The sequence below is a fragment of the Stenotrophomonas sp. ASS1 genome, from assembly GCF_004346925.1.
Classification (GTDB): Bacteria; Pseudomonadota; Gammaproteobacteria; order Xanthomonadales; family Xanthomonadaceae; genus Stenotrophomonas; species Stenotrophomonas maltophilia_A.
This window is the reverse complement of record NZ_CP031167.1, coordinates 3,833,331-3,854,592: the sequence shown is the minus strand read 5'-3', so window position 1 is coordinate 3,854,592 and position 21,262 is coordinate 3,833,331. Positions and strand designations below refer to the sequence as shown.

The window sequence follows — 21,262 nt, the reverse complement described above, 5'->3', positions numbered from 1 at the left end:
CATCGCCGTGCGGTGGGATCACTGCGGTTGCCGGCCAGCGGCCGGCACTACCGCTCGGCAGTTTTCCAGGGGAAGCATGGCAGGGCGTCCACCGCCTGTTCCAGCCGCTGCAGATGCAGCAGGTCTTCCGCGCCGTGGCCGAAGCACTGGGTTGATGCCCCGGTAGTGCCGGCCGCTGGCCGGTATCCCCGTGCGGTGGGATCACTGCGGTTGCCGGCCAGCGGCCGGCACTACCGGTCCAGGGTTTCCCAGGGGAACCGCGGCAGCGCGTCCACCGCCTGTTCCAGCCGCCGCGACCAGTTCTGGTGAATATCGGCATACAACGCGGAATCCGCGCCCAGCCGCAGCTGCTGGCCGATGCGCAGCTCGCCGTCGCGCAGCAGCGCCAGATCGATCGGCAGGCCCACCGACAGGTTGGAACGGATGGTGGAGTCCAGCGAGACGATCGCCGTGCGCGCGGCATCCTCCAGGTGTGTGGCCGGACTGAGGATGCGATCGAGTATAGGTTTGCCGTACTTGGACTCACCGATCTGCAGGTAGGGCGTTTCCGGCGAAGCAGCGATGGCGTTGCCGAGCGGGTAGATCATGTACAGCCCGGGACGCTCGCCGGCGATCTGGCCGCCGAAGATCAGCGTGGCCTGGGTGTTGACCCCGTCATGGCCGTGTTCGCTGTGGCTGCTGTGCACCTGGCTGTCCACCAGCAGCTGGCCGACGTACTCGGCGGCTTCGAACAGATGGGCCATGTCGCGCAGGTTGGGCGTGCGCCGTTCGCCGGCATCGCGCCCCAGGCGCGACACCAGCAGCTGGGTGGTGGCCAGGTTGCCAGCCGCCATCAGCACGTAGGCTGCCTGGCCGGGGTACTCGAACACGTGCAGCTTGCGGTGCACGCGCACATCGTCCAGCGAGGCATTGGTCCGGGTGTCGGCGGCGAAGACCAGGCCCTCGTCCACCTCGATTCCAACGCAATAGGTCATGTCGGTGCCCTATCATGTGCGTCCCGGATTGTAGGCAGGCCGCCGTGACGACGGCATGTCCACGCCCCCCAAGTGCCGTCACCTGAACCGCATGACCACCGTGCTCCTGAGCCTGGGCAGCAACGTCCAGCCCCGTCGCTACCTCCACGCCGCGGTGGCGGCCCTGCGCGAGCGCTTCGGCGCGCTGCAGGTGTCGCCCGCCTACCGTACCGCCGCGGTCGGCTTCGATGGCCCGGCCTTCCTCAACAATGCGGTGGCGATCGAAACCGACCTGCCGCTGCAGGAACTGGACGAGTGGCTGCATGCGCTGGAAGACGCGCACGGGCGCGACCGCAGCGGGCCGCGCTTCTCCGATCGGACCCTGGACATCGACGTAGTGTTCTACGGCGACCTGGTGGTGGAAGGTCCCGGCCACCTGCGCATTCCGCGCCCGGAGCTGAAGCATGCCTTCGTGCTGAAGCCGCTGGCCGACATCGCGCCGGGCTTCATCGACCCGGTCAGCGGGTTGGACCTGGCCACGCTGTGGCGTGCGCACAGACAGTTTGGCGAGGCGTTCGAGGTGGTGGACCTCGGATGACGGAGGTTGCCGGCCAGCGGCCGGCACTACCTCAACTGACCGTTCGCCCACCATCCACGCGCAGGGTGTGGCCGGTGACGAAGCTGGCTTCGGCCACCAGCCAGTAGACCGCCTCGGCGATCTCCTCGACCGTGCCGATCCGTGCCAGCGGCGTGCGTGCCAGCAGCGCTTCGCGGGCGAAATCGTCCTTGCCCTGTTCCGGCCATAGGATCGCCCCCGGCGCTACCGCATTGACCCGCACTTTCGGCGCCAGCTCCAGCGCCAGCGAGCGGGTGGCCATCTCCAGCGCGGCCTTGGCCATGGTGTAGGCGATGTGGTCGCGCATCGGGTCGGTGCCGTGCAGGTCGGTCAGGTTGACGATGCAGCCCTGCTGGCGGCGCAGGTAGGGCGCCGCCGCCTGTGACAGCAGCAGTGGCGCGCGCGCGTTGACCGCATACAGCTCGTCCATTGCCTCGGCGGTGACCTGGCCGAGCGGGGTGGGAAAGAAGTTGGAGGCGTTGTTGACCAGTGCATCCAGTCGCCCGAAGTGGGTGACCGCCTGTTCCACCAGGTCGGCCAGGGCGTCGGCGTCGCGCAGGTCGGCCTGCAGGGCCAGCACGCTGCCCGGGCGCACGTTGTCGAAATCGAACGCGGCCTGCTGCAGCTCGGCGCTGGAGGTGTTGGCATGCAGCACCACCGACCAGCCACAGGCGTGGAACTGGCGGGCGATGGCCGCACCGATCCGGCGCGCGCTGCCGGTGATCAGGACCACGGGGTGGGTGTCGCTCATCGAGGGTCCTCCAAGGCTCGGCTATCCTGTGCACCATTGTCACCGCATTCGAAGACGCCATGCAGCCCACCTTCCCCCTGCCCGAAGCCGATGCCCTGGCCCACAGCGACCAGCTGGCGGCCGCCCTGCGCGCCGAAATCCTTGCGCAGGGCGGGGCGATGCCGTTCTCCCGCTTCATGGAGCTGTGCCTGTACACCCCCGGCTGGGGCTATTACAGCGCCGGCGCCAGCAAATTCGGCGGCAGTGGCGACTTCACCACCGCGCCCGAGCTCGGCAGCCTGTTCGCGGGCAGCGTGGCCAATGCGCTGGCGCCGGTGTTCGCCCAGCTGGGTACGCAGGCGCGCATGCTGGAGCTCGGCGGTGGTACCGGCGCCTTCGCCGAGGCGGTGCTGCTGCGCTTGGCCGAGCTGGACGCACTGCCCTCGCGGTACGCCATCCTTGAACCCAGCGCCGACCTGCGCGAGCGCCAGCAGCAGCGCCTGCAGCAGAACCTGCCGGCCGCGCTGGCGGCGCGCGTGGACTGGGTCGATCGGCCGTTCGAGGAGGACTGGGAGGGCGTGGTGTTTGCCAATGAGGTGATCGACGCATTGCCGACGCCGCGCTTCCTGATCCGGGATGGCGAGGTCTACGAGGAAACCGTCGAGCTGGATGCCGAAGGCAACTTCATCCGCGGCGCGCAGCCGGCCGACATCCTGCTCAATGGCGCGGTACGCCACATCGAGCGCTACCTGGAAAAGCCCTTCGCTGAGGGCTACCGCTCCGAAGTGCTGCCGCAGCTGCCGTACTGGCTGCAGGCGGTCGCCGGTGGCCTGCAGCGTGGCGCGATGCTGTTCGTCGACTACGGTTACAACCGCGGCGAGTTCTACCAGCACGACCGCGACGATGGCACCGTGCGTGCGTTCTACCGCCACCACGTGCACAACGACGTGCATCGCTGGCCGGGCCTGCAGGACATCACGGCGTCGGTGGATTTCACGGCGATGGCCGAGGCCGGCATGCACGGCGGTTTCGAGCTGGCCGGTTACTGCAGCCAGGCCAGTTTCCTGCTTGGCAACGGCCTGGACCAGGTGCTGCTGCTGGCCGAGGAACGCACCGATGAAGTGGGGCGCATCCAGCTGCGCGACCAGGTGAAGAAGTTGACCCTGCCGACCGAAATGGGCGAACGCTTCCAGGCCATCGGCCTGCAGCGCGGCGTCGATTTCGAGCCGGCGTTCGAGCTGGGTGACCTGAGCTGGCGCCTGTGAACCACGCGTTGCCGGTGATCAAGCCGCTGCAGCGGCCGCGGCTGTGGGGCGTGCTGTGGGCGCTGGCGGTGCTGTTGGTGATCGTGGTCTGCCTGATTCCACCGCCGCCGATTCCGTTGCCGGAAAACAGCGACAAGGGCGAGCACTTCCTCGCCTACTTCATCCTGGCCGGCAGCGCGGTGCAGCTGTTCCGTCGGGGCCGCCCGCTGCTGTGGGTGGGCGTGGGCCTGGTGTTGATGGGCATCGGCATCGAATTTGCCCAGGGTGCGCTGACCAGCAACCGCATGGCCGACCCGATGGATGCCATCGCCAACACGGTCGGTGTGCTCGCCGGCATGGCCACCGCACTGACCCCGCTGCGCGACCTGCTGCTGCGCTGGCGCGGGTAAAGGCGTGCCAACCCAGGTTGGCACCTACCCGTAGATCCACGCCATGCGTGGATGATCTGCCCGAGGTGCCGGCCAAGGCCGGCACCCACCCGGACAGGCCTGCCGTCATTTCCCCAGGCTCACCTCATCCAGCACCCACATCGCCGGGCGCGTGTCGCCAGTGAAGTTGATGCACAGGTCACCGGTGCCCTGAGTACCCTTCGGCAGCGCTGCACGCAGTGTCACGAAGCCATCGGCACCGGGCTTGGCTGGCAGCGGTACCTCAGCCAGCACCTTGCCGCTGCAGTCGCCGCGACGCACCTGCATCTCGCCGTGGGCACGCTTGGCCTTTTCGAAACGGCGCTTGGGTTCGTCGTGGGCCAGTTGGAAGTAATACGGGATGCGACCTGCACGCACTTCCACGCTGCCGATGCCGTCCAGCTGCGCCTGCGGCCAGCGCCAGCACGGCTGGAAGATGTCCACGTTGAACACCGCACGGTTGCCTTCGCGTGGGCCATCGTCTTCCAGGCGCAGCACCAGGCCCTTCTTGCCCACGCAGCTGAGCAGCTCATCGCTGCGGCGGCTGAGCAGCGACTGTGCGGTGAAGGTGGCAATGGTCGGTTTCGCCGCCAGCATCTGGCCCTGGTAGAACGCGGCAGCCTGCACGGTGGTTGGCAGTTTTCCGGTCAGCGGCTGCTGGTACAGCGGTGACTGCGCGGTCACCGGCTGGCCATCGGTGCTGTAGCGCACTTCATAGCCCAGCGGATTGGCCAGCGACACCGTCACCGTGTTGTCCGCGCGATTGTCGGTGTAGTCCACGCCTACTTCGAACGGGGTCTGCGCATAGGACAGGCCCCAGGCACGGTAGCGCTGCAGCTGCGCCGGCAGGCGTGCGAGGAAATCGCGGAAGTCGCGATGTTCCGGCGTGCTCCAACCGGTCTCGGCCACAGCGGCCAGGCGCGGGAACAGGTTGTGCTGCAGGCGCGCATAGCTGCGTGTGTGCTCGGTGAACATGTTGGCCTGCAGGCCGAGAATGTGCCCGCGCTTGTCGGCGGCCAGTTCGGCCGGCACCGGCTCGAAGTTGTAGAGCTTGCCGAGATTGACCTGGGTCGGACGGCCCGGCGGTTCGTTCGGCGAGGCAGTCTGCAGGTAATCCAGGTACAGGTAGCCGACCGGCGACATGATCACGTCATGCCCGGCACTGGCCGCAGCGAGGCCACCTTCGGTGCCCTGCCACGACATCACCGTGGCCTGGGGCGGCAGCCCGCCTTCGAGGATCTCGTCCCAGCCGATCAGGCGCCGGTCGTGTTCCTCCAGGAAGGTCTCCAGGCGCTTGATGATGTGGCTCTGCATGGCCATCTCATTCTTGATGCCCAGCGCACGCATGCGCTGCTGCACCTGCTTCGACGCTTCCCACTGGTCCTTCACCGCCTCGTCGCCACCGACGTGCACGTACTTGGCCGGGAACAGGTCGATCACTTCTTCCAGCACGTTCTCGAGGAAGGTGACGGTGCTGTCTTCCACGTTGAACAGGTTGGGGAACACGCCCCATTCGCTGATCGGCTTCAACGGCGTATCGATGGTGCCCAGCTCCGGATACGCAGCAATCGCGGCAGTCGCGTGGCCCGGCACATCGATTTCCGGAATCACCTGGATATGCAGCTTCGCCGCATAGGCAATCACTTCGCGGATCTGATCCTGCGTGTAGAAGCCGCAATACGGATGCTCCTTGCCAGTGACCGGATCGATGCCACCGTCGCCGGCCGGCAGGCGGCAGCTGCCCACTTCAGTCAGCTTCGGGTAGCGCTTGATCTCCATGCGCCAGCCCTGGTCGTCGGTCAGGTGCCAGTGGAAGGTGTTGAGCTTGTGCGCGGCCATCGCATCGAGCACGCGCTTGATCTCGTCCAGGCTCTGGAAGTGACGTGCGGAATCGAGCATGAAACCGCGCCAGCTGAAGCGCGGCGCGTCCTGGATCTGCACCGCCGGCAGCACCCCGTTGCTGCCGCCGGTGGCGAGCTGGGCGAGGGTGGTCGCGCCGTAGAACAGGCCGGTCTCGTTGCCGGCCTGCACCAGCACGCCTTCTGCGGTGCTTTCCAGCGTGTAGCTTTCGCCGCTGTCGCGGAAGGTGGGCACGATCTGGAAGCGGATGCTGCCCGACGTGCCTGCCGCCTTGCCCCTGGCTGGTGCAAGGCGCGGACCACCGCTGCGGGCCAGCAGATCGGCGAACTGGCTGGCGACGCGCTGCGCGGCTTCGCCTTCGGCCTGCAGCACGGTGTCGGCGCGGACGGTGATGCCGCTGCCCTGGCCGCGCTGCACGGTGGCCGGGGCGGGAATCAGCATCAGGCTGTCGGCGCGCAGCAGGGGGCCGGGTGCTTCAGTGGCGGGTGTGGGGTCGGCGGCAAGTGCCGGCAGTGCCGGCAACAGGGCGAGCAGGCCGCCCAGCAGCACTGCGCTGCGCATCCGGGCGCGGGAAGGCTTGACCATCGGTACGACTCCTTGGAACGGTGCGATGAACGCTATACATGAAAAACGCCGGGCCCGGAATGACCCAGGCCCGGCGTGCGTGCACGACTCGGCGATGTTGCCGCCGCTGGATCAGTACTTGAAGCGGAAGTTGAGGTAGTACTGGCGACCGTTGCTGTAGAACGAGGTCGGGATGGCCGCGGTCTGGTAGTACTTGTAGGTCGGGTTGTTGAGGTTGAGCGCATCGAAGCTGATGCTCAGCCAGTCGGTGGCCTTGTAGCTCAGCGACGCCGACAGGGTGCCGAAGTCATCCTGGTAGTACGGGTTGGCGCCGGACAGGCCGATCAGGAACGACGAACGGCGGGTGTAGCTGACGCGTGCACCGAAGGTATCGTTCTCGAAGTATGCACCGACGTTGTAGGTGTTCTTCGAAGTACCCAGCAGGTTGTCGCTGCCATCGGCCCAGGTGTGGTCGGTGCTGCCATCAGCGTAGGTGTAGTTGGCGTTGACGCCGAAGTACTCGCCGATCGGCTGCTCGTAGGCCACTTCGATACCGCGCACCTTGCCGTCGGCGTTCTTCGGACGCGAGATGTCGTACTCCTCGAGCTGGTTGGTCAGCTCGCTGAACAGCATCTGCTTCTCGGTGCTGAAGGCCACGTAGTCCTTCAGGCGCATCGAGTAGGCACCGACCGACAGCATGCCGCGCGGCATGAAGTACCACTCCAGGTTGGCGTCGAAGTTGGTCGAGATCACCGGCTTCAGTTTCGGATTGCCGCCGCCGCCCTTTCGGTTCAGATCCGAGCCGTACGAAGACGCACCCAGTGCGGAGTAGTCGGGCAGGGTCTGGGTCTGCGAGGCGGCGAGGCGCAGCACCAGGTCGTCGCGCAGGTCGTACTTGAAGTTCGCGCTCGGCAGCACGCGGTTGTGCTTGTTCTCGAAGGCTTCGCGGGTCCACGCACCGAACAGGCTCTTCACGTCCGGCACGGTCGAGCCGGTGGCGGTGGCGTAGGTATCGATGTCCTGCTTGATGTTGACGTAGCGCAGGCCGACGTTACCGCTCCAGCGGTCGCCGCTGAAGTTGCCCTGCACGTAGGCGGCGAAGTTCTTTTCGGTCACCTTCCATTCGGCGCCATAGTTGTGGCGGCCATCCGGACCGTCATTGCCCGACAGCCATTCGGAGTTGTTGGTCACCGCATTACGCAGTGCTGCCGGGGTGTAGTACCAGATGTTGCGTGGGAAGTTGCCGCCGATGTCGCCGGCGAAGCCACCCGGGTAGTTGGCGGTGGGGCTGCCGCGCAGGGCGTCCCAGATGTTGCCTGGGGTGGCGCCTTCCGGCGACTTTGCTTCACGCGTGTGGTCGGCGTAGCGCGCGCCGAAATCGATCGAGCTCAGCACGCCTGTGTTGAAGTACTGGCTGAAATCGACGTTGGCCCACTTTTCCTTGTCGATCGCAGTGACCTGCTGGTTGCCCCAGGTGCCGCCCCAGCTGGCGCCGGCAGGACTGATATCGCCCCCCACATTCCAGTCCACCGGCGAGCCATTGCCATGGGTGGTCCAGCTGGCGCCGCCACCCTTTGCAGTCAACAGCTCGGCGATGTACTGGCGCGGCGTTTCGCCAGTGCCCTTGGTGGTACCGGCCTGGAACTTCGCAGTCAGGTTTTCGCTGACCTGCCAGTCGGCATCCAGGGTGATGTAGTTGGTCTTGGCCGTCGACTCGCGGTAGATCATGTCGTACACCGCGTAGTTGGTGTCCGGCATGCCCTTGTAGCTGGCCTGGGTCAGTACGCCATCCTTCACCACATAGCCCGGATCAGGCGCCTGCGACTTGCCGAAGCTGTTGCCGAACATCATGAAGTTGCGGTTGTAGTTGTTGGCTTCCAGCTTGGAGCTGAAGCCGCTGAGTACGAAGCTCAGATCATCGGTCGGCTTGAACTGCAGCGAGACCAGGCCACCCGTACGCTTGCGGGTCTGCTCGAACAGGGTTGAGCCCAGCAGGCCCGGAACCTGTACGCCGAGCAGATCCGGGTTGGTCTTGGCCACCGGATCGTTGGCTTCGATAGTGAAGAAGCCACCCGGAATTTCCTGCGCTTCGCGGCGCAGCTCGCGCTTCTGGCTGAAGGCCTGCAGCATCACGCCGAAGGTGCCTTCATCGTTCTTGTAGTTGAACAGCGCCGACAGCTGCGGGTCGTTCGACTTGGCCTGGTCCGAGCGCACCGCGCCGATCGAGCCTTCCGCGGTGAACTGCTTGGAGAATTCCAGCGGCTTGCGGGTGATGATGTTGACGGTACCGGTGGTGCCGCCGTCCTGCAGCTTGGCCTGCGAGGACTTGTTCACTTCCACCGAGCTGACCAGTTCCGACGGCAGCAGCGAGTAGCTGACGCTGCGGCCGACGTTGTTGCCCTGGCTGAGCACGAACCAGTCGGCCGAGCCGACGGTATGGCCGTTGATCAGGGTCTGGGTCAGGCTCGGGCTGGTGCCGCGCAGGCTGACACGGTCGGCTTCGTCGAAGCCGCCTTCGTCGGCGCTGGACGAGCTGATGTTCACACCCGGCAGGCGCTGCAGGGTGTCGGCGACGTTGTGCGCGGGCAGCTTGCCCACGTCTTCGGCGGTGACCACTTCCACGCGCGCATTGGCTTCGCGCTTGGTGTCCAGCGATTTTTCCATCGAACCACGGATGCCGGTGACCTGCACGGTATCCAGGTCGGTGGCGGTCTGGGTGGCCTGCTGCGCGTGCGCGCTGAAGGCGAGGCAGCTGACGATGGCGGCCGAAAGCAGGGTCTTGCGGGTGTTCATGATGTCTCTCCTCATCACTCGATTGGATGCCGGCGGCGGTGTTCGATTACGGTTGCGATGACATGCGCGGGGCGGCGGCGAAGTCCCGTGCGTTGGCGTGCCACGTACTGCGTGCTGCGATTGCGTTGAAGCCTGTTGCGGTGTCAGGCGGCCGACTGCTGCAGGTACCAGCTGGCAGCGCCGACCACGCCCAGCTGGCCGTGCTCGACGACCTTCACCGGGATGCGTGCCAGCGCTTCGCCCATCGGTCCCTTCTGCAGGTAGCGTTCGACGAAAGTGCTGGCGTGCAGGTATTCACGGATCTGCGGCAGGATGCCGCCGGCCAGGTAGACGCCACCGTGGGCGCCGTAGAACAGCGCCATGTCGCCGATGGTGCTGCCGAGCAGGCCGCAGAACACATCCAGCGCCTGGCGCGCATGTGCATCGCTGTCGGCCATGGCCGCAGCGGTAACCGCGTCGGGGCTGGCCAGGGTCGGCGCCTGGCCCTGCAGTGCGCACACCGCGCGGTACAGGTTCATCAGGCCCGGGCCGGAGATCGCGTGTTCGATCGACACGTGCGCGCGGTCGCGCTGCATGTGGCGGACGATGGCCATTTCCAGTTCGGTGCTGGCGGCCAGGGTCGGTTGCCCGGCTTCGGTCGGGAGCACCACCGGGCCGTGCGCGGTGGGGATCCACAGCGCGGCGCCGAGGCCGGTGCCGGGGCCGACCACCAGGGTCGGGCCGCGGGCGGCGGTTTCCGGTCCGCACAGGTGCAGCACGCCACTGGCGTCAACCTGCGCGGCGGCGTAGGCCACGGCTTCGAAGTCGTTGACGATGTAGACCCGCTGCAGGCCGACGTCGGCTTCCACCTGGCGCGCCGACAGCGGCCACGGCAGGTTGGCGGTGATCACCGTGCCGTCCTCGCGGGCGTAGCCGGCACTGGCGACCACGCAATGCGTGGGCCGCGGGCCTTCGCCGAGGAAGTCGGACAGGATCGCGCTGAGGCCGGCATGGTCGGCGTTGCGGTATTTGCGGTACTCCAGCACCTGCACCGGATGGGCGGCATCACCGCTGGCCTGGACCCGGGCCACGCGCACATGGGTGCCACCGACGTCGGCGGCCAGGAACGTCGGCGCGACTCGGGACAGGACATGGGCCGGGGCGGGGTGGCTGGCGGTCACGCGGGCTCCTGCTGCAGGTGGGGCCGGCCCCGGGATCGGGGGCGGCGATTGGGGCGGAGTCTGTAACCCCGCTGACAACGATGTCAACGAGTTCGTGACACTTTCGTTGCTGCATCGCAACGAATGCGACATGTAGTAAACGTTTACATGGCGTGAGTGCGGGTTTCACGTGGGAACCGTTGCCGCACATGGGCCAAGGCCTTCGGCGCATTCAGCACGATGCGTTGCGATCGGGTTGCGCAGTGCAGCACGAGGTTCACAGGGCTGCGCGTGGAAGTTGACAAACCGCGGCTGTCCATCGAAAGAATGTGACAACGTTGTTCCCAGCCACTCTCCGACGCCGTGTTCTGCGGCCGTCGCCGCAGGAGCCCTCCTGATGTCCGCCGTCCCCGCTGCAAGCGCGCGCCCGAACGTGGCCACCTCCATCGCCATCGTTGGCGTGTTGTTCTTCCTGATCGGCTTCTTCACCTGGCTCAACGGCCCGCTGATCACCTTCGTCAAGCTCGCCTTTGAACTCAGCGAGGTCGGCGCCTTCCTGGTGCTGATGGTGTTCTACCTGTCCTACTTCTTCCTGGCCCTGCCGGCGTCCTGGATCCTGCGCCGCACCGGCATGAAGAAGGGCCTCAGCCTGAGCCTGCTGGTGATGGCCGGTGGTGCTGCGTTGTTCGGTGAGTTCGCCACCCAGCGCTGGTACCCGGGCGCGCTTGGCGGCCTGTTCGTGATCGGCAGCGGCCTGGCCCTGCTGCAGACCGCGATCAACCCCTACATCTCCATCCTTGGCCCGATCGAGACGGCGGCACGCCGCATCGCGCTGATGGGTATCTGCAACAAGATCGCCGGCATGCTGGCGCCGGTGCTGATCGGCACGCTGGTGCTGCACGGCATCGGTGACCTCGATGCACAGGTGCAGGCCGCAGATGCGGTCACAAAGGCCGCGCTGCTGAACGAGTTTGCCGCCAAGATCCACACCCCGTACCTGGCGATGGCTGCGCTGCTGGTGGTGCTGGCGGTGGCCGTGCTGTTCTCGCCGCTGCCGGAAATCAAGTCGTCCGAAGCCAACGCCACGCCGGCGGCTGCCGGTGCCGCCGAGCGCCGCAGCATCTTCCAGTTCCCGCATCTGTGGCTGGGCGTGCTGTGCCTGTTCGTCTACGTGGGCGTGGAGGTGATGGCCGGTGATGCGATCGGCACCTACGGCCATGGTTTCGACCTGCCGCTGGACCAGACCAAGATGTTCACCTCGCTTACCCTTGGCGCGATGCTGGTCGGCTATGTGGTCGGCCTGCTGTTGATCCCCAAGGTCGTTTCGCAGTCGCGCTACTTGACCATTTCGGCGGTGCTGGGCGTGGTGTTCTGCCTGGGCGCCTGGGCCACCCACGGCTATGTATCGGTGGCCTTCGTGGCCCTGCTGGGCTTCGCCAACGCCATGATGTGGCCGGCGATCTTCCCGCTGGCGATCCGCGGCCTGGGCCGTTTCACCGAGACCGGCTCGGCCCTGCTGGTGATGGGCATTGCCGGTGGCGCGATCATTCCGCAGCTGTTCGCCGTGCTCAAGCAGCACATCGACTTCCAGCTGGTGTTCGTGTTGCTGATGGTGCCGTGCTACCTGTACATCCTGTTCTACTCGGTGGTCGGCCACCGCGCCGGCCTGCCGCAGGACAAGGCCTGATCGGCGATGATGGACGGCAGCCAACCCCAGGGAAAACCCATGCGCAGAGCGACCATCAAGGACGTTGCGGAAAAGGCCAAGGTCTCGCTGAAGACGGTCTCGCGGGTGATCAACAACGAGCCTTCGGTGATGCAGGCCACCCGTGCGCGGGTGCTGCGTGCCATCGCTGAACTCGATTACGAACCCGATCCATCCGCGCGCAACCTGCGCAGCGGCACCACCTTCGTGATCGGGCTGGTCTACGACAACCCGAACCCGTACCACATCATCGGCGTGCAGAACGGCGTACTGGCCGCGTGCCGCGAGACCGGTTTCGGCCTGCAGATCCATCCCTGCGATTCCAGCTCGCCGCTGCTGGCCGATGAGCTGGCCGACTGGGTGCAGCGTTCGCGCCTGGCCGGGTTGGTGCTGACCGCACCGATGTCCGAGCGCCGCGACCTGATCCAGGCACTGACCGCGCGCGGCATCAAGCTGGTGCGCATCATTGCCGCCACCGAAGACCCGGCCGACGGCGCCTGCGTGTTCGTCGACGACCGCGAGGCCGCCTACGAGATCACCGAGCACCTGATCCAGCTGGGTCACCAGCGCATCGGCTTCCTCTGGGGCGGCATCTCGCACCGCTCATCGGGCGAGCGCTATGCCGGTTACGAAGCCGCACTGAAGGACTACGGCATGACCGTGGACAAGCACCTGGTGGTGCAGGGCGACTACACCTTCGACGATGGTTTCCGGGGCGCACGCCGCCTGCTGGCGCTGCGCGAGCCGCCCACGGCCATCTTCGGTTCCAACGACGAAATCGCCGCCGGTGTGCTGGCCGCCGCGAAGTCGGCGGGCATGAACGTGCCGTATGACCTGTCCATCGCCGGTTTCGAGGACAGCCCGTTCTCGCGCCAGTCGTGGCCGCCGCTGACCACCGCCAAGCAGGCCACCGAAGACATCGCCCGCCATGCCGCGCGCCTGCTGATCGCACAGCTGCGCAGCGACGCCTATGACGATGCGCCGGCACCGCTGCACAACCAGGGCTTCGTGCCGCAGCTGGTGGTGCGCGGTTCGACCGCGCCGATGCGCCCGGCCGGCGCACGCCCCCTTCCTTCCGATCCTGCCTGAGCCTGCCATGTCGCTGTCAGACCCCACGTCCACCCTGATGTTCGCCGAAGCCGCTGAAGCGGCCGACGTGGTCGCGCGCCAGTTCTCGCGCAACCACGCCACCATGGAAACCCTGGCCGCCAGCCTGCGTGCGGCGCCGCCGCCGTTCGTGGTCACCTGCGCACGCGGCAGCTCCGACCATGCCGCCACCTATGGCAAGTACCTGCTGGAAACCCAGCTGGGCCTGGTGGTCGCATCGGCTTCGCCGTCGGTGGGTTCGGTCTATGCCGCACCGCTGCAGCTGCGTGGCGCGCTGTTCATCGTCATCTCGCAGTCGGGCAAGAGCCCGGACCTGCTGCGCAACGCGGAAGCTGCCAAGGCCGCCGGCGCGCGCGTGATCGCACTGGTCAACGTCGAGGATTCGCCGCTGGCGCAGCTGGCCGATACGGTCATTCCGCTGCACGCCGGTGCCGAGAAGAGTGTGGCGGCGACCAAGAGCTACCTGGCGTCGCTGGCTGCGCTGCTGCAGCTGGCTGCCTACTGGAAGCAGGACGCAAGCCTGCGTGCGGCGCTGGACCTGCTGCCGGACGCGATGCGCGAGGCCTGGCAGTGCGACTGGACGCCGGTGACCGAGGGCCTGGTCGAGGCGACCAATCTGTTCGTGTTGGGGCGCGGGTTGGGCCTCGGCGCTGCGCAGGAAGCTGCATTGAAGTTCAAGGAAACCTGCAGCCTGCATGCCGAAGCCTACAGCTCGGCCGAGGTCAAGCATGGCCCGATGGCGCTGGTCGACCGCGGTTTCCCGGTGCTGGCCTTTGCCCAGCCTGATGAAACCGGCGCCGGCACCCGTGCCGTCGTCGAAGAATTCACCGCGCGCGGTGCACAGGTGTGGATGGCCGGTGCCGGTGGCAACCTGCCGGTAGCGGCCGCGCCGCATCCGCTGTGCGCACCGCTGCTGACCGTGCAGACCTTCTACCGCGCCATCAACGCGCTGGCGCTGCGTCGTGGCTTCAACCCGGATCTGCCGCCGCACCTGAACAAGGTCACGGAGACGGTGTGATGGCCACGGTCCTGCGCAATGCCCGCATCCTGGCAGGCGACGAATTCCGCGATGATCTGGCGGTGGTGATCGAGCACGGCCGCATCAGCGCGCTGCTGCCCGATGCAGCGCCGCAGCTGGGCCAGGCCGCCGAGCAGGTTGATCTGGGCGGTGGCTGGCTGCTGCCCGGTTTCATCGATGTGCAGGTCAATGGTGGCGGCGGCGCGCTGTTCAACAACACGCCGGACGTGGCGGCACTGCGCACCATCGCGCAGGCGCACCGCCGCTTCGGTACCACCGCGATGCTGCCGACGCTGATCAGCGACGACGTGGGCGTGATGCGTGAAGCCATCGATGCGATGCGCGAGGCGATCGCGCAGGGTGTGCCAGGCGTGATCGGCATCCATCTGGAAGGACCGTACATCGCGCCGGCCCGCAAGGGTACGCACGATGCCAGCAAGTTCCGTGTGCCCGACGAAGCAGAGATCGCGCTGGCCGCATCGCTGGACAACGGCGTGACCCTGCTGACGCTGGCACCGGAACGCGTGCCGCTGGAGACCATTCGCGCGCTGGTCGAGCGCGGCGTGGTCGTTGCCGCTGGGCATACCGCAGGCACCTACGAAGAGATCCGCGCCGGTCTGGATGCAGGCGTGCGTGGCTTCACCCACCTGTACAACGCGATGTCGCCGCTGCAGGGCCGTGAGCCCGGCGCGGTGGGCGCTGCGCTGGAAGACCGCGACAGCTGGATCGGCATCATCGTCGATGGCGTGCATGTGCATCCGGCCAGCCTGCGCGTGGCGCTGGCAGCCAAACCGCGTGGTCGCCTGCTGCTGGTCACCGATGCGATGCCGCCGGTTGGCGCCGACGATCCCAGTTACGTGCTGTACGGCGAAACCATCACCGCCATCGATGGCGTGGTGCGCAATGCCGCCGGTTCGCTGGCGGGCTCGGCGCTGGACATGGCCACCGCGGTGCGCAACACCGTGCAGCTGCTCGGCCAGCCACTGGCCGAAGCCGCGCGGATGGCCTCGACCTATCCGGCACAGTTCCTCAATGTCGACGACCGCCTGGGCCATATCGCCGAGGGTTACCAGGCCGACCTGGTCCTGCTGGATGACGCCCTGCAGGTGCGTGGCACCTGGATTGCCGGACAATACGAGGCCGCTTGATGAACAGTATGCCGCCGCGCCGCTTGGGCTCGATCGATGCCCTGCGCGGCATCACCGTGGCGGCAATGCTGCTGGTCAACAACCCGGGTGACTGGAGCGCGGTGTTCGCGCCGCTGCGTCATTCGGAATGGCATGGCTGCACGCCCACCGACCTGGTGTTCCCGTTCTTCCTGTTCCTGGTCGGCGTGTCGATGGCCTTCAGCGTGGCGCCACGCGCGCTGGACGTGGCCTTACGACCCGCGCTGGCGCGCGGCGTTCTGGAGCGCGCACTGCGCATCCTGGTGGCCGGTGCGCTGCTGCACCTGCTGATCTGGTGGGCGCTGGATACCCATCACTTCCGCATATGGGGCGTACTGCAGAGGATCGCGGTATGCGCGGCGCTGGTGGGCGTACTGGCGGTGTATGCGCGTCCGCGCGCACAGGCGGCCGTACTGGTCAGTCTGCTGGTGGGGTATACCGTACTGCTGCTGGGCGTCGGCGATCTGGCGCCGTGGACCAATCCGGCCAGTCGTCTGGATACCACGCTGTTCGCACCGTGGATCTACCAGTGGCATGCCGATACCGGGCTGGGCCATGACCCGGAAGGATTGCTGAGCACGCTGGGGGCGCTGGCCAGTACCGTGCTCGGACTGTTGGCCGGTGGCCTGCTGCGCAACCGGCGTTCGGCGGCATTGGCCGGGCTGGGCGTGGCGACCGCTGTGCTCGGCCTGTTGCTGGCCATCGTGTTGCCGCTGAACAAACAGCTGTGGACGCCCAGTTACGTGCTGTGGACGGGCGGTCTTGCGGCGCTGGCGCTGTGGCTGGGCCACGTGCTGATCGACCAGAAGGGCTGGCCCGCGCTGGGCCGGCGCTTCGGGGTCAATGCAATCACCGTCTATCTGGGCGCATCGGTGATGTCGGTGGTGTTGATGGCGACCGGCGCCTGGGGCTGGATCTGGCAGCAGCTTGCCACCGCGATGCCGCAGGCGCTTGAACTGGCGTCGATGCTGCAGGCGCTGGTGTTCGTCGCACTGTGGTGGGGCGTGGCGTGGTGGCTGGACCGGCGGAAGATCTATCTGAAGATCTGACCCCATCCGCCAACGGCATCCACGCATGGCGTGGATCTACCAGGTGCCATGAGTGAATCGATTGGCGATGCAGGGTCAGTAGATCCACGCCATGCGTGGATGCTTTGCGCTTGATTCCCACCTGCCGAAAAAATGAACGATTTCAGCCACATCACATTGGCATGAGGGCCGGGCGATTTCACATCTGAACTGTGATTCTCCGCACGCAAGTTTACCTGTCGAAACGGTTCACCACACGGCAGACTGCAAGCGCAGTGCCGCACATACGCAGTTCCTGATTTCCCGTCCAGGAGTGCCCCATGTCCCGTGCCGTTCCGCGTGCGTTCCGCCCGCGCCGCCTTGCTGTTTCCGTGTTGCAGGCCCTCGCCGTTCCGTCCCTGCTTCTGACGACCGCCAGCGTCGCCTGGGCGGGCTGCAACAACCCGGCACCGACCGCCGGCCAGACCGTCACCTGTGATGCCAACGCACCGAATCCGCAGACCGTTCCCGTTGCCGCCAGTGGCGCGGCCGGAATCACCGTCAACGTCGGCAATGGTGCCCAGTTGCAGCAGAGTGGTGGTGGATCGGCCCTCGTGCTGGTCGGTGCCGGTGGTCACCTGCTGTCAAACCAGGGCACGATCAGTTCGGTGGGCGGTGCGGCCGTGCAGCTTGGGGGCGGCAGCCGCGTCGACAGCCGCGGCAGCATCAGCACCGGCAACAACATTGCCCTGCAGTTCATCGGCGCAGGCGACAGCGTGCTGGTCAATCGGGGAACGATCAGTGGTCAGACCGGCGTGCAGTTCGATGCGGGCAACGATCGCCTCGAGATGCAGGCCGGCAGCATCACCGGAGGCGTACTGCAGGGCGATGGAAACGATGTGCTGCTGCTCAGTGACGGCACGATCGACAGCGTCGACCAGGGCGGTGGCGATGACCAGATGACTGTCACCGGCGGCACCGTCACCGGCGTGGTGGTGCAGGGCAGTGGCCGCGATGATTTCGTCATGAGTGGCGGCACGATCGGCGCGCTGCAGCAGGGCGACAACATCGATACCTTCCGCATGAGCGGTGGCCGCATCGTCGGTGCGTTCGAGGATGGCGACCAGGCCTGGATGACCGCTGGCCGCATCGGCCGCGTCAACATGAAGCTGGACAAGAATCTGTGGGATCAGTCCGGCGGCATCGTTGAGGGCAACGTGGTCACCGGCTTCGACACCGACACCATCATCATCTCGGGTACGGCCTACATCGGCGGCAACATCAGTGTCAGTGGTGGTGCCGACAGCGTGACCATCACCGATGGCACCGTGCGCGGCCAGGTACTGCTCAGCACCGGCAACGACACTTTCAACTGGAACGGCGGCGGCATCGTCTACGGCGCGATCGACATGGGGCCGGACAACGACGTGGCCAACCTCAGCAACCTCAACCAGGGCAACCTTGGTGCAGTGCCGCTGTTCGACGGTGGCAGTGGCATCGATCAGCTCAACTTCAACAACGTCAAGGCTGCGGGCGTGGGACGCTTCCAGAACTGGGAGACAATCAGCCTGGCCAACAGCACCGAGCTGACCTTCGATGGTGATCTGGTGCTGGGTGACAGCGGAACCGGCACCGGCACGCTCACGGTGGATGACACCAGCACTGTCTACGCGGGCAGTGGCGGCTATGCCGTCCGTCCGTTCAACAGTGGCACACTGGTGGAGATGGTCAATGCCGGGCGCATCGACCTGACCGGTACCGGCGCTGGCGACGTGTTCACCGTGCGTGGCAACTACCGCGGTGACGGTGGCGGCCTGTACCTGCGTACCGTGCTGGGTGCGGACAATTCCGCCAGCGATCGACTGGTGATCGATGGCGGTGTCGCCACCGGCACGACCGGCATCGGCGTCATTAATGCTGGAGGCAGTGGAGCGGCCACGTTGGCCGATGGCATCCTGGTGGTGCAGGCCCTGAATGGTGGTCGCACCGCGCCGGGCGCGTTTTCGCTGTTCGCACCGGTTGCGGCCGGTGCCTACGAGTACTTCCTGTTCAAGGGCGGTGTCAGTGCCGGTACCAGCGAAAACTGGTACCTGCGCTCGACCGTGGTGGCCGGCCCGGCACCGGCGCCCAACGGAAGCGGTATCAATGGCGTACCGCCGCCGCCGACGCCACCCGTCGCACCCCCACCACCGATCACTCCGGCACCGCCACCGCCGCCCGAAGGTGCCACCGATCCGGATCTGACCGCAGGCGAGACCGCGCCGCCACCACCGCCGCCGGAACCCGTGCCGGTGGCGCCGCCCAGTGATCCGGCGGTGCCGGACGTACCGGTGGCGGGTGGCAGCCTGCCCGGTACCGGTGCGCCGCCGACGCCGGGTGCACGCCCCGCCGAGGGCGCAGTGGTGCCGCTGTACCGCGTGGAAACCGCCACCTACGCCGTGGTGCCGCCGCTGCTGCGCGAGACCTCGCTGGCCAGCCTCGGCACGTTCCATGAGCGGCAGGGCGAACAACGCCTGCTGTACAACCAGGGCGCATTCCGCACCGCGTGGGGCCGGTTGGTGGGGCAGAGCAGCGAGATCCAATGGAAGGGTGATGCGAAGCCCGGCTTTGATGGCGATGTGATGGGCCTACAGGCCGGCCTCGATGTGTGGGCCACGGCCAATGACAACCATCGCAACCAGATCGGCGTGTTCGTCGGCCGCACCCGCGCGCAGGGCAAGACCACCGGCCTGGCACTGGGCTGGGAGAACGTGCACGTGGGGCAGAACCGCCTGGACGACAAGCACGTGGGCCTGTACTGGACGTTCACCGACAGCAGCGGTGGCTACATCGACGCCGTGGCGATGCAGAGCCGTTACGACGGCCGCGTACGCTCCTCGCGTGGGCTAGGCTTCGGGATCAAGGGCGATGGCACCAGCGTGTCGGTGGAGGCGGGCAAGCCGCTGCTGCACCTCGGTCAGTCCGTATGGTGGCTGGAACCGCAGGTACAGGTGATCTGGCAGCGCACCGCGCTGGACGACCGCCGCGATGAAGTATCCAGCGTGCGTTTCGACAACGACAATGCCTGGACCGGCCGCATCGGCCTGCGCCTGGCCGGCGACTACCAGTTGGCCGACAACGGCTGGCAACCGTACTTCAAGCTCAACTACTGGCATGGCCGTTCCGGCGAGGACCGCGTCAGCTTCGACAACGACACGATCATCAATTCGCAGCGCTCGCGTGCACTGGAAGCCGGCGTAGGTGTGGTCGGGCGCTTCAACCGCACCATCAGCGCCTATGCCGTGGCCGACTACACGCGCGAACTGGGCGGCAACCGCAACGAGAAGCGCCGCATCATCGAAGGCAACATCGGCCTGCGCGCGGACTGGTAGCGCCGGGCCATGCCCGGCGGCATGACCCGCTCTGGTGGGTGTCGACCTTGGTCGGCACAGATTCCACCGGCGCCATGACCCTGCTCTGGTAGGTGCCGACCTTGGTCGGCACGGATTCCACCGGCGCCATGACCTTGCTCTGGTAGGTGCCGACCTTGGTCGGCACGACTCTCTCCGCTGCCATGACCCTGTAGAGCCGAGCCATGCTCGGCTGCTTCGGTCCAATCCCACAGAGCCGAGCATGGGCTCGGCTCTATAGAACAACGGTGCGTGGCGAGATCGATCCCGCCACGGCTATCCTATGGCTTCGATACATGACAAGGAGTCGTCGATGCTGGACCCAAGGAATGTTCGTGCCGCCATGCTCGCCACGCTGCTGCTTTCATCTGCGGCCGCTGTTGCAGAGGAAACAGTGGAGCTGCCGTCGCCCGAAGCGCGTGAGCAGATGCTGCAATTGTTGGAAACACAGTCCTTGTACCGTGGCCGCGTCGATTGGAACGACGTGCGCGCGCGCCTGACCGCCGCAGGCGATGACCGCGCGCAACAGCGCCGTGTTCTGGATGAGGCCGCCGCACGCAGCAGCGGAGGCCACGGCCGTTGGTTTTCACCAAGCGAGCAGCGTCAGCGCTCCGAACGTGCTCAGCGCGTGAATGCCGCTCAGGCGACCGACCTCGCTGCCCCCAGACACGCCAATCCCCGCATCGGCGTGCTGCGGGTGAGCCCCTTCGTGGAAGACCTGCAACGCAGCGGATCGGAACGTTATGAAGCACGCAAGGTCTACGCGCTGGCGTTGCAGGAGCGTATCGCTGGCCTGGATGACGGCATGCGGTGCGGCTGGGTAGTGGATGTAAGCAGCAATGGCGGCGGCAACATGTGGCCGATGTTGTTTGGTTTGTTGCCATTGCTGCATGGAACGCCGGATACGCAGGGAGCGTTGATCGGTGCTTTCCGTAGTGCCAATGGATTGCTGTGGTGGCGGCAGGCGGAAGGTGAAGTCGTGCAAGGCAACGCATCGATGCTGCGTTCACGACAGGGCGCCTATCGGCTGCGTGCGGGCACGGCACCGGTGGCGGTGGTGATGGGGGCAGGCACTGCCAGCTCCGGCGAAGCAGTGGCACTCGCGTTTCGAGGGCAACCAGGGAGTCGTAGTTTCGGTCAGCCGAGCGCGGGCTTTTCTACCGGCAATCGACCGACGACGCTGGTGGACGGTACCACCTTGCTCTTGACCCACAACGTCATGACCGACCGTAACGGCCAGGGTGACGGTGGCAGGATGCAGCCGGATCAGGCTACCCCCAGCGGACCGGCCACCCTTGCCGCCGCCCAAGCCTGGCTGCTGGCCCAACCAGCCTGCCAGGGCCGCTGATCCATGATCCTGATCGGCCAGCAGGAACGGGTGATGGTGGTCGGCCCGACCGAAGCCCACCACTGCCTGCGCTGCCAGACGGAAACCGAGTTCGCCCCCCAGCTGCGTTACAAAATGGCGCGCATCGACCTGCTGTTCGGCCTCACCTACCATCGCCGCTACGAGACCCGCTCTGGTAGGTGTCGACCTTGGTCG

15 protein-coding genes and 1 pseudogene are annotated in these 21,262 nt (G+C 66.6%); 11 read left to right on the top strand and 5 right to left on the bottom strand.

The features are described 5' to 3' along the window. Window positions 1-230 precede the first annotated feature (230 nt). The gene (locus MG068_RS17815; protein WP_049421375.1) at window positions 231-974 is read right to left on the bottom strand and encodes a proteasome-type protease; all 744 of its coding nucleotides are present in this window, start codon (window positions 972-974) and stop codon (window positions 231-233) included. 91 nt (window positions 975-1,065) lie between these two features. Here MG068_RS17815 and folK point away from each other — a divergent pair, with 91 nt between their 5' ends. Next, window positions 1,066-1,551 carry a 2-amino-4-hydroxy-6-hydroxymethyldihydropteridine diphosphokinase gene (folK, locus tag MG068_RS17810; protein WP_049421374.1) on the top strand — a complete coding sequence of 162 codons (486 nt, stop codon included), beginning with the start codon at window positions 1,066-1,068 and terminating at the stop codon, window positions 1,549-1,551. Between the two features lie 31 nt (window positions 1,552-1,582). On the opposite strand, the gene MG068_RS17805 is transcribed toward folK, so the two are convergent. Next, window positions 1,583-2,320 (bottom strand): pteridine reductase, encoded by a 738-nt coding sequence (locus MG068_RS17805; protein WP_024957037.1) that lies wholly within the window; start codon window positions 2,318-2,320, stop codon window positions 1,583-1,585. Between the two features lie 59 nt (window positions 2,321-2,379). Between MG068_RS17805 and MG068_RS17800 the strand changes: the two genes are divergently transcribed. Then, window positions 2,380-3,564, top strand: a complete 1,185-nt coding sequence (locus MG068_RS17800) for a class I SAM-dependent methyltransferase (RefSeq protein WP_132810795.1) — start codon at window positions 2,380-2,382, stop codon at window positions 3,562-3,564. Continuing rightward, window positions 3,561-3,953: a VanZ family protein gene (locus MG068_RS17795; RefSeq protein WP_132810794.1), complete on the top strand. Its 393-nt coding sequence runs from the start codon at window positions 3,561-3,563 to the stop codon at window positions 3,951-3,953. Before MG068_RS17800 ends, MG068_RS17795 begins: the two co-directional genes overlap by 4 nt. A gap of 105 nt (window positions 3,954-4,058) precedes the next feature. Here the strand turns inward: MG068_RS17795 and MG068_RS17790 are convergent, their stop codons facing one another. From MG068_RS17790 to MG068_RS17780, 3 genes are all read right to left on the bottom strand, one after another. Further along, window positions 4,059-6,416, bottom strand: coding sequence for a beta-N-acetylhexosaminidase (locus tag MG068_RS17790; protein WP_132810793.1), 2,358 nt, complete (start codon window positions 6,414-6,416; stop codon window positions 4,059-4,061). A 111-nt stretch (window positions 6,417-6,527) separates the two neighbouring features. Continuing rightward, window positions 6,528-9,188, bottom strand: coding sequence for a TonB-dependent receptor (locus tag MG068_RS17785; protein ID WP_132810792.1), 2,661 nt, complete (start codon window positions 9,186-9,188; stop codon window positions 6,528-6,530). Window positions 9,189-9,331: 143 nt separating this feature from the next. Next, window positions 9,332-10,348, bottom strand: a complete 1,017-nt coding sequence (locus MG068_RS17780; protein WP_032130422.1) for a glucokinase family protein — start codon at window positions 10,346-10,348, stop codon at window positions 9,332-9,334. Between the two features lie 376 nt (window positions 10,349-10,724). Between MG068_RS17780 and MG068_RS17775 the strand changes: the two genes are divergently transcribed. The 8 genes and pseudogenes from MG068_RS17775 to MG068_RS17740 all read left to right on the top strand — a co-directional run. Further along, window positions 10,725-12,014, top strand: a complete 1,290-nt coding sequence (locus MG068_RS17775; protein WP_032128949.1) for a sugar MFS transporter — start codon at window positions 10,725-10,727, stop codon at window positions 12,012-12,014. A gap of 39 nt (window positions 12,015-12,053) precedes the next feature. Next, window positions 12,054-13,121 carry a LacI family DNA-binding transcriptional regulator gene (locus tag MG068_RS17770; RefSeq protein ID WP_006391719.1) on the top strand — a complete coding sequence of 356 codons (1,068 nt, stop codon included), beginning with the start codon at window positions 12,054-12,056 and terminating at the stop codon, window positions 13,119-13,121. 7 nt (window positions 13,122-13,128) lie between these two features. Then, on the top strand, window positions 13,129-14,157 hold the full coding sequence (locus tag MG068_RS17765; RefSeq protein ID WP_107432983.1) for an SIS domain-containing protein: 1,029 nt from the start codon (window positions 13,129-13,131) through the stop codon (window positions 14,155-14,157). Continuing rightward, window positions 14,157-15,305, top strand: a complete 1,149-nt coding sequence (gene nagA / locus MG068_RS17760) for an N-acetylglucosamine-6-phosphate deacetylase (protein ID WP_071229514.1) — start codon at window positions 14,157-14,159, stop codon at window positions 15,303-15,305. The genes MG068_RS17765 and nagA overlap by 1 nt, the downstream gene beginning before the upstream one ends. Continuing rightward, window positions 15,305-16,372 carry an acyltransferase family protein gene (locus MG068_RS17755; protein ID WP_132810791.1) on the top strand — a complete coding sequence of 356 codons (1,068 nt, stop codon included), beginning with the start codon at window positions 15,305-15,307 and terminating at the stop codon, window positions 16,370-16,372. Before nagA ends, MG068_RS17755 begins: the two co-directional genes overlap by 1 nt. 299 nt (window positions 16,373-16,671) lie before the next feature. Then, a complete protein-coding gene (locus MG068_RS17750) occupies window positions 16,672-19,701 on the top strand; it encodes an autotransporter family protein (RefSeq protein WP_132810790.1) in 3,030 nt (1,009 codons plus the stop codon). 301 nt (window positions 19,702-20,002) lie between these two features. After that, window positions 20,003-21,067, top strand: a complete 1,065-nt coding sequence (locus MG068_RS17745; RefSeq protein ID WP_132810789.1) for a S41 family peptidase — start codon at window positions 20,003-20,005, stop codon at window positions 21,065-21,067. 3 nt (window positions 21,068-21,070) lie between these two features. Beyond that, a pseudogene (locus MG068_RS17740) lies at window positions 21,071-21,250 on the top strand (hypothetical protein); the annotation flags it as partial. Window positions 21,251-21,262: the final 12 nt, after the last annotated feature.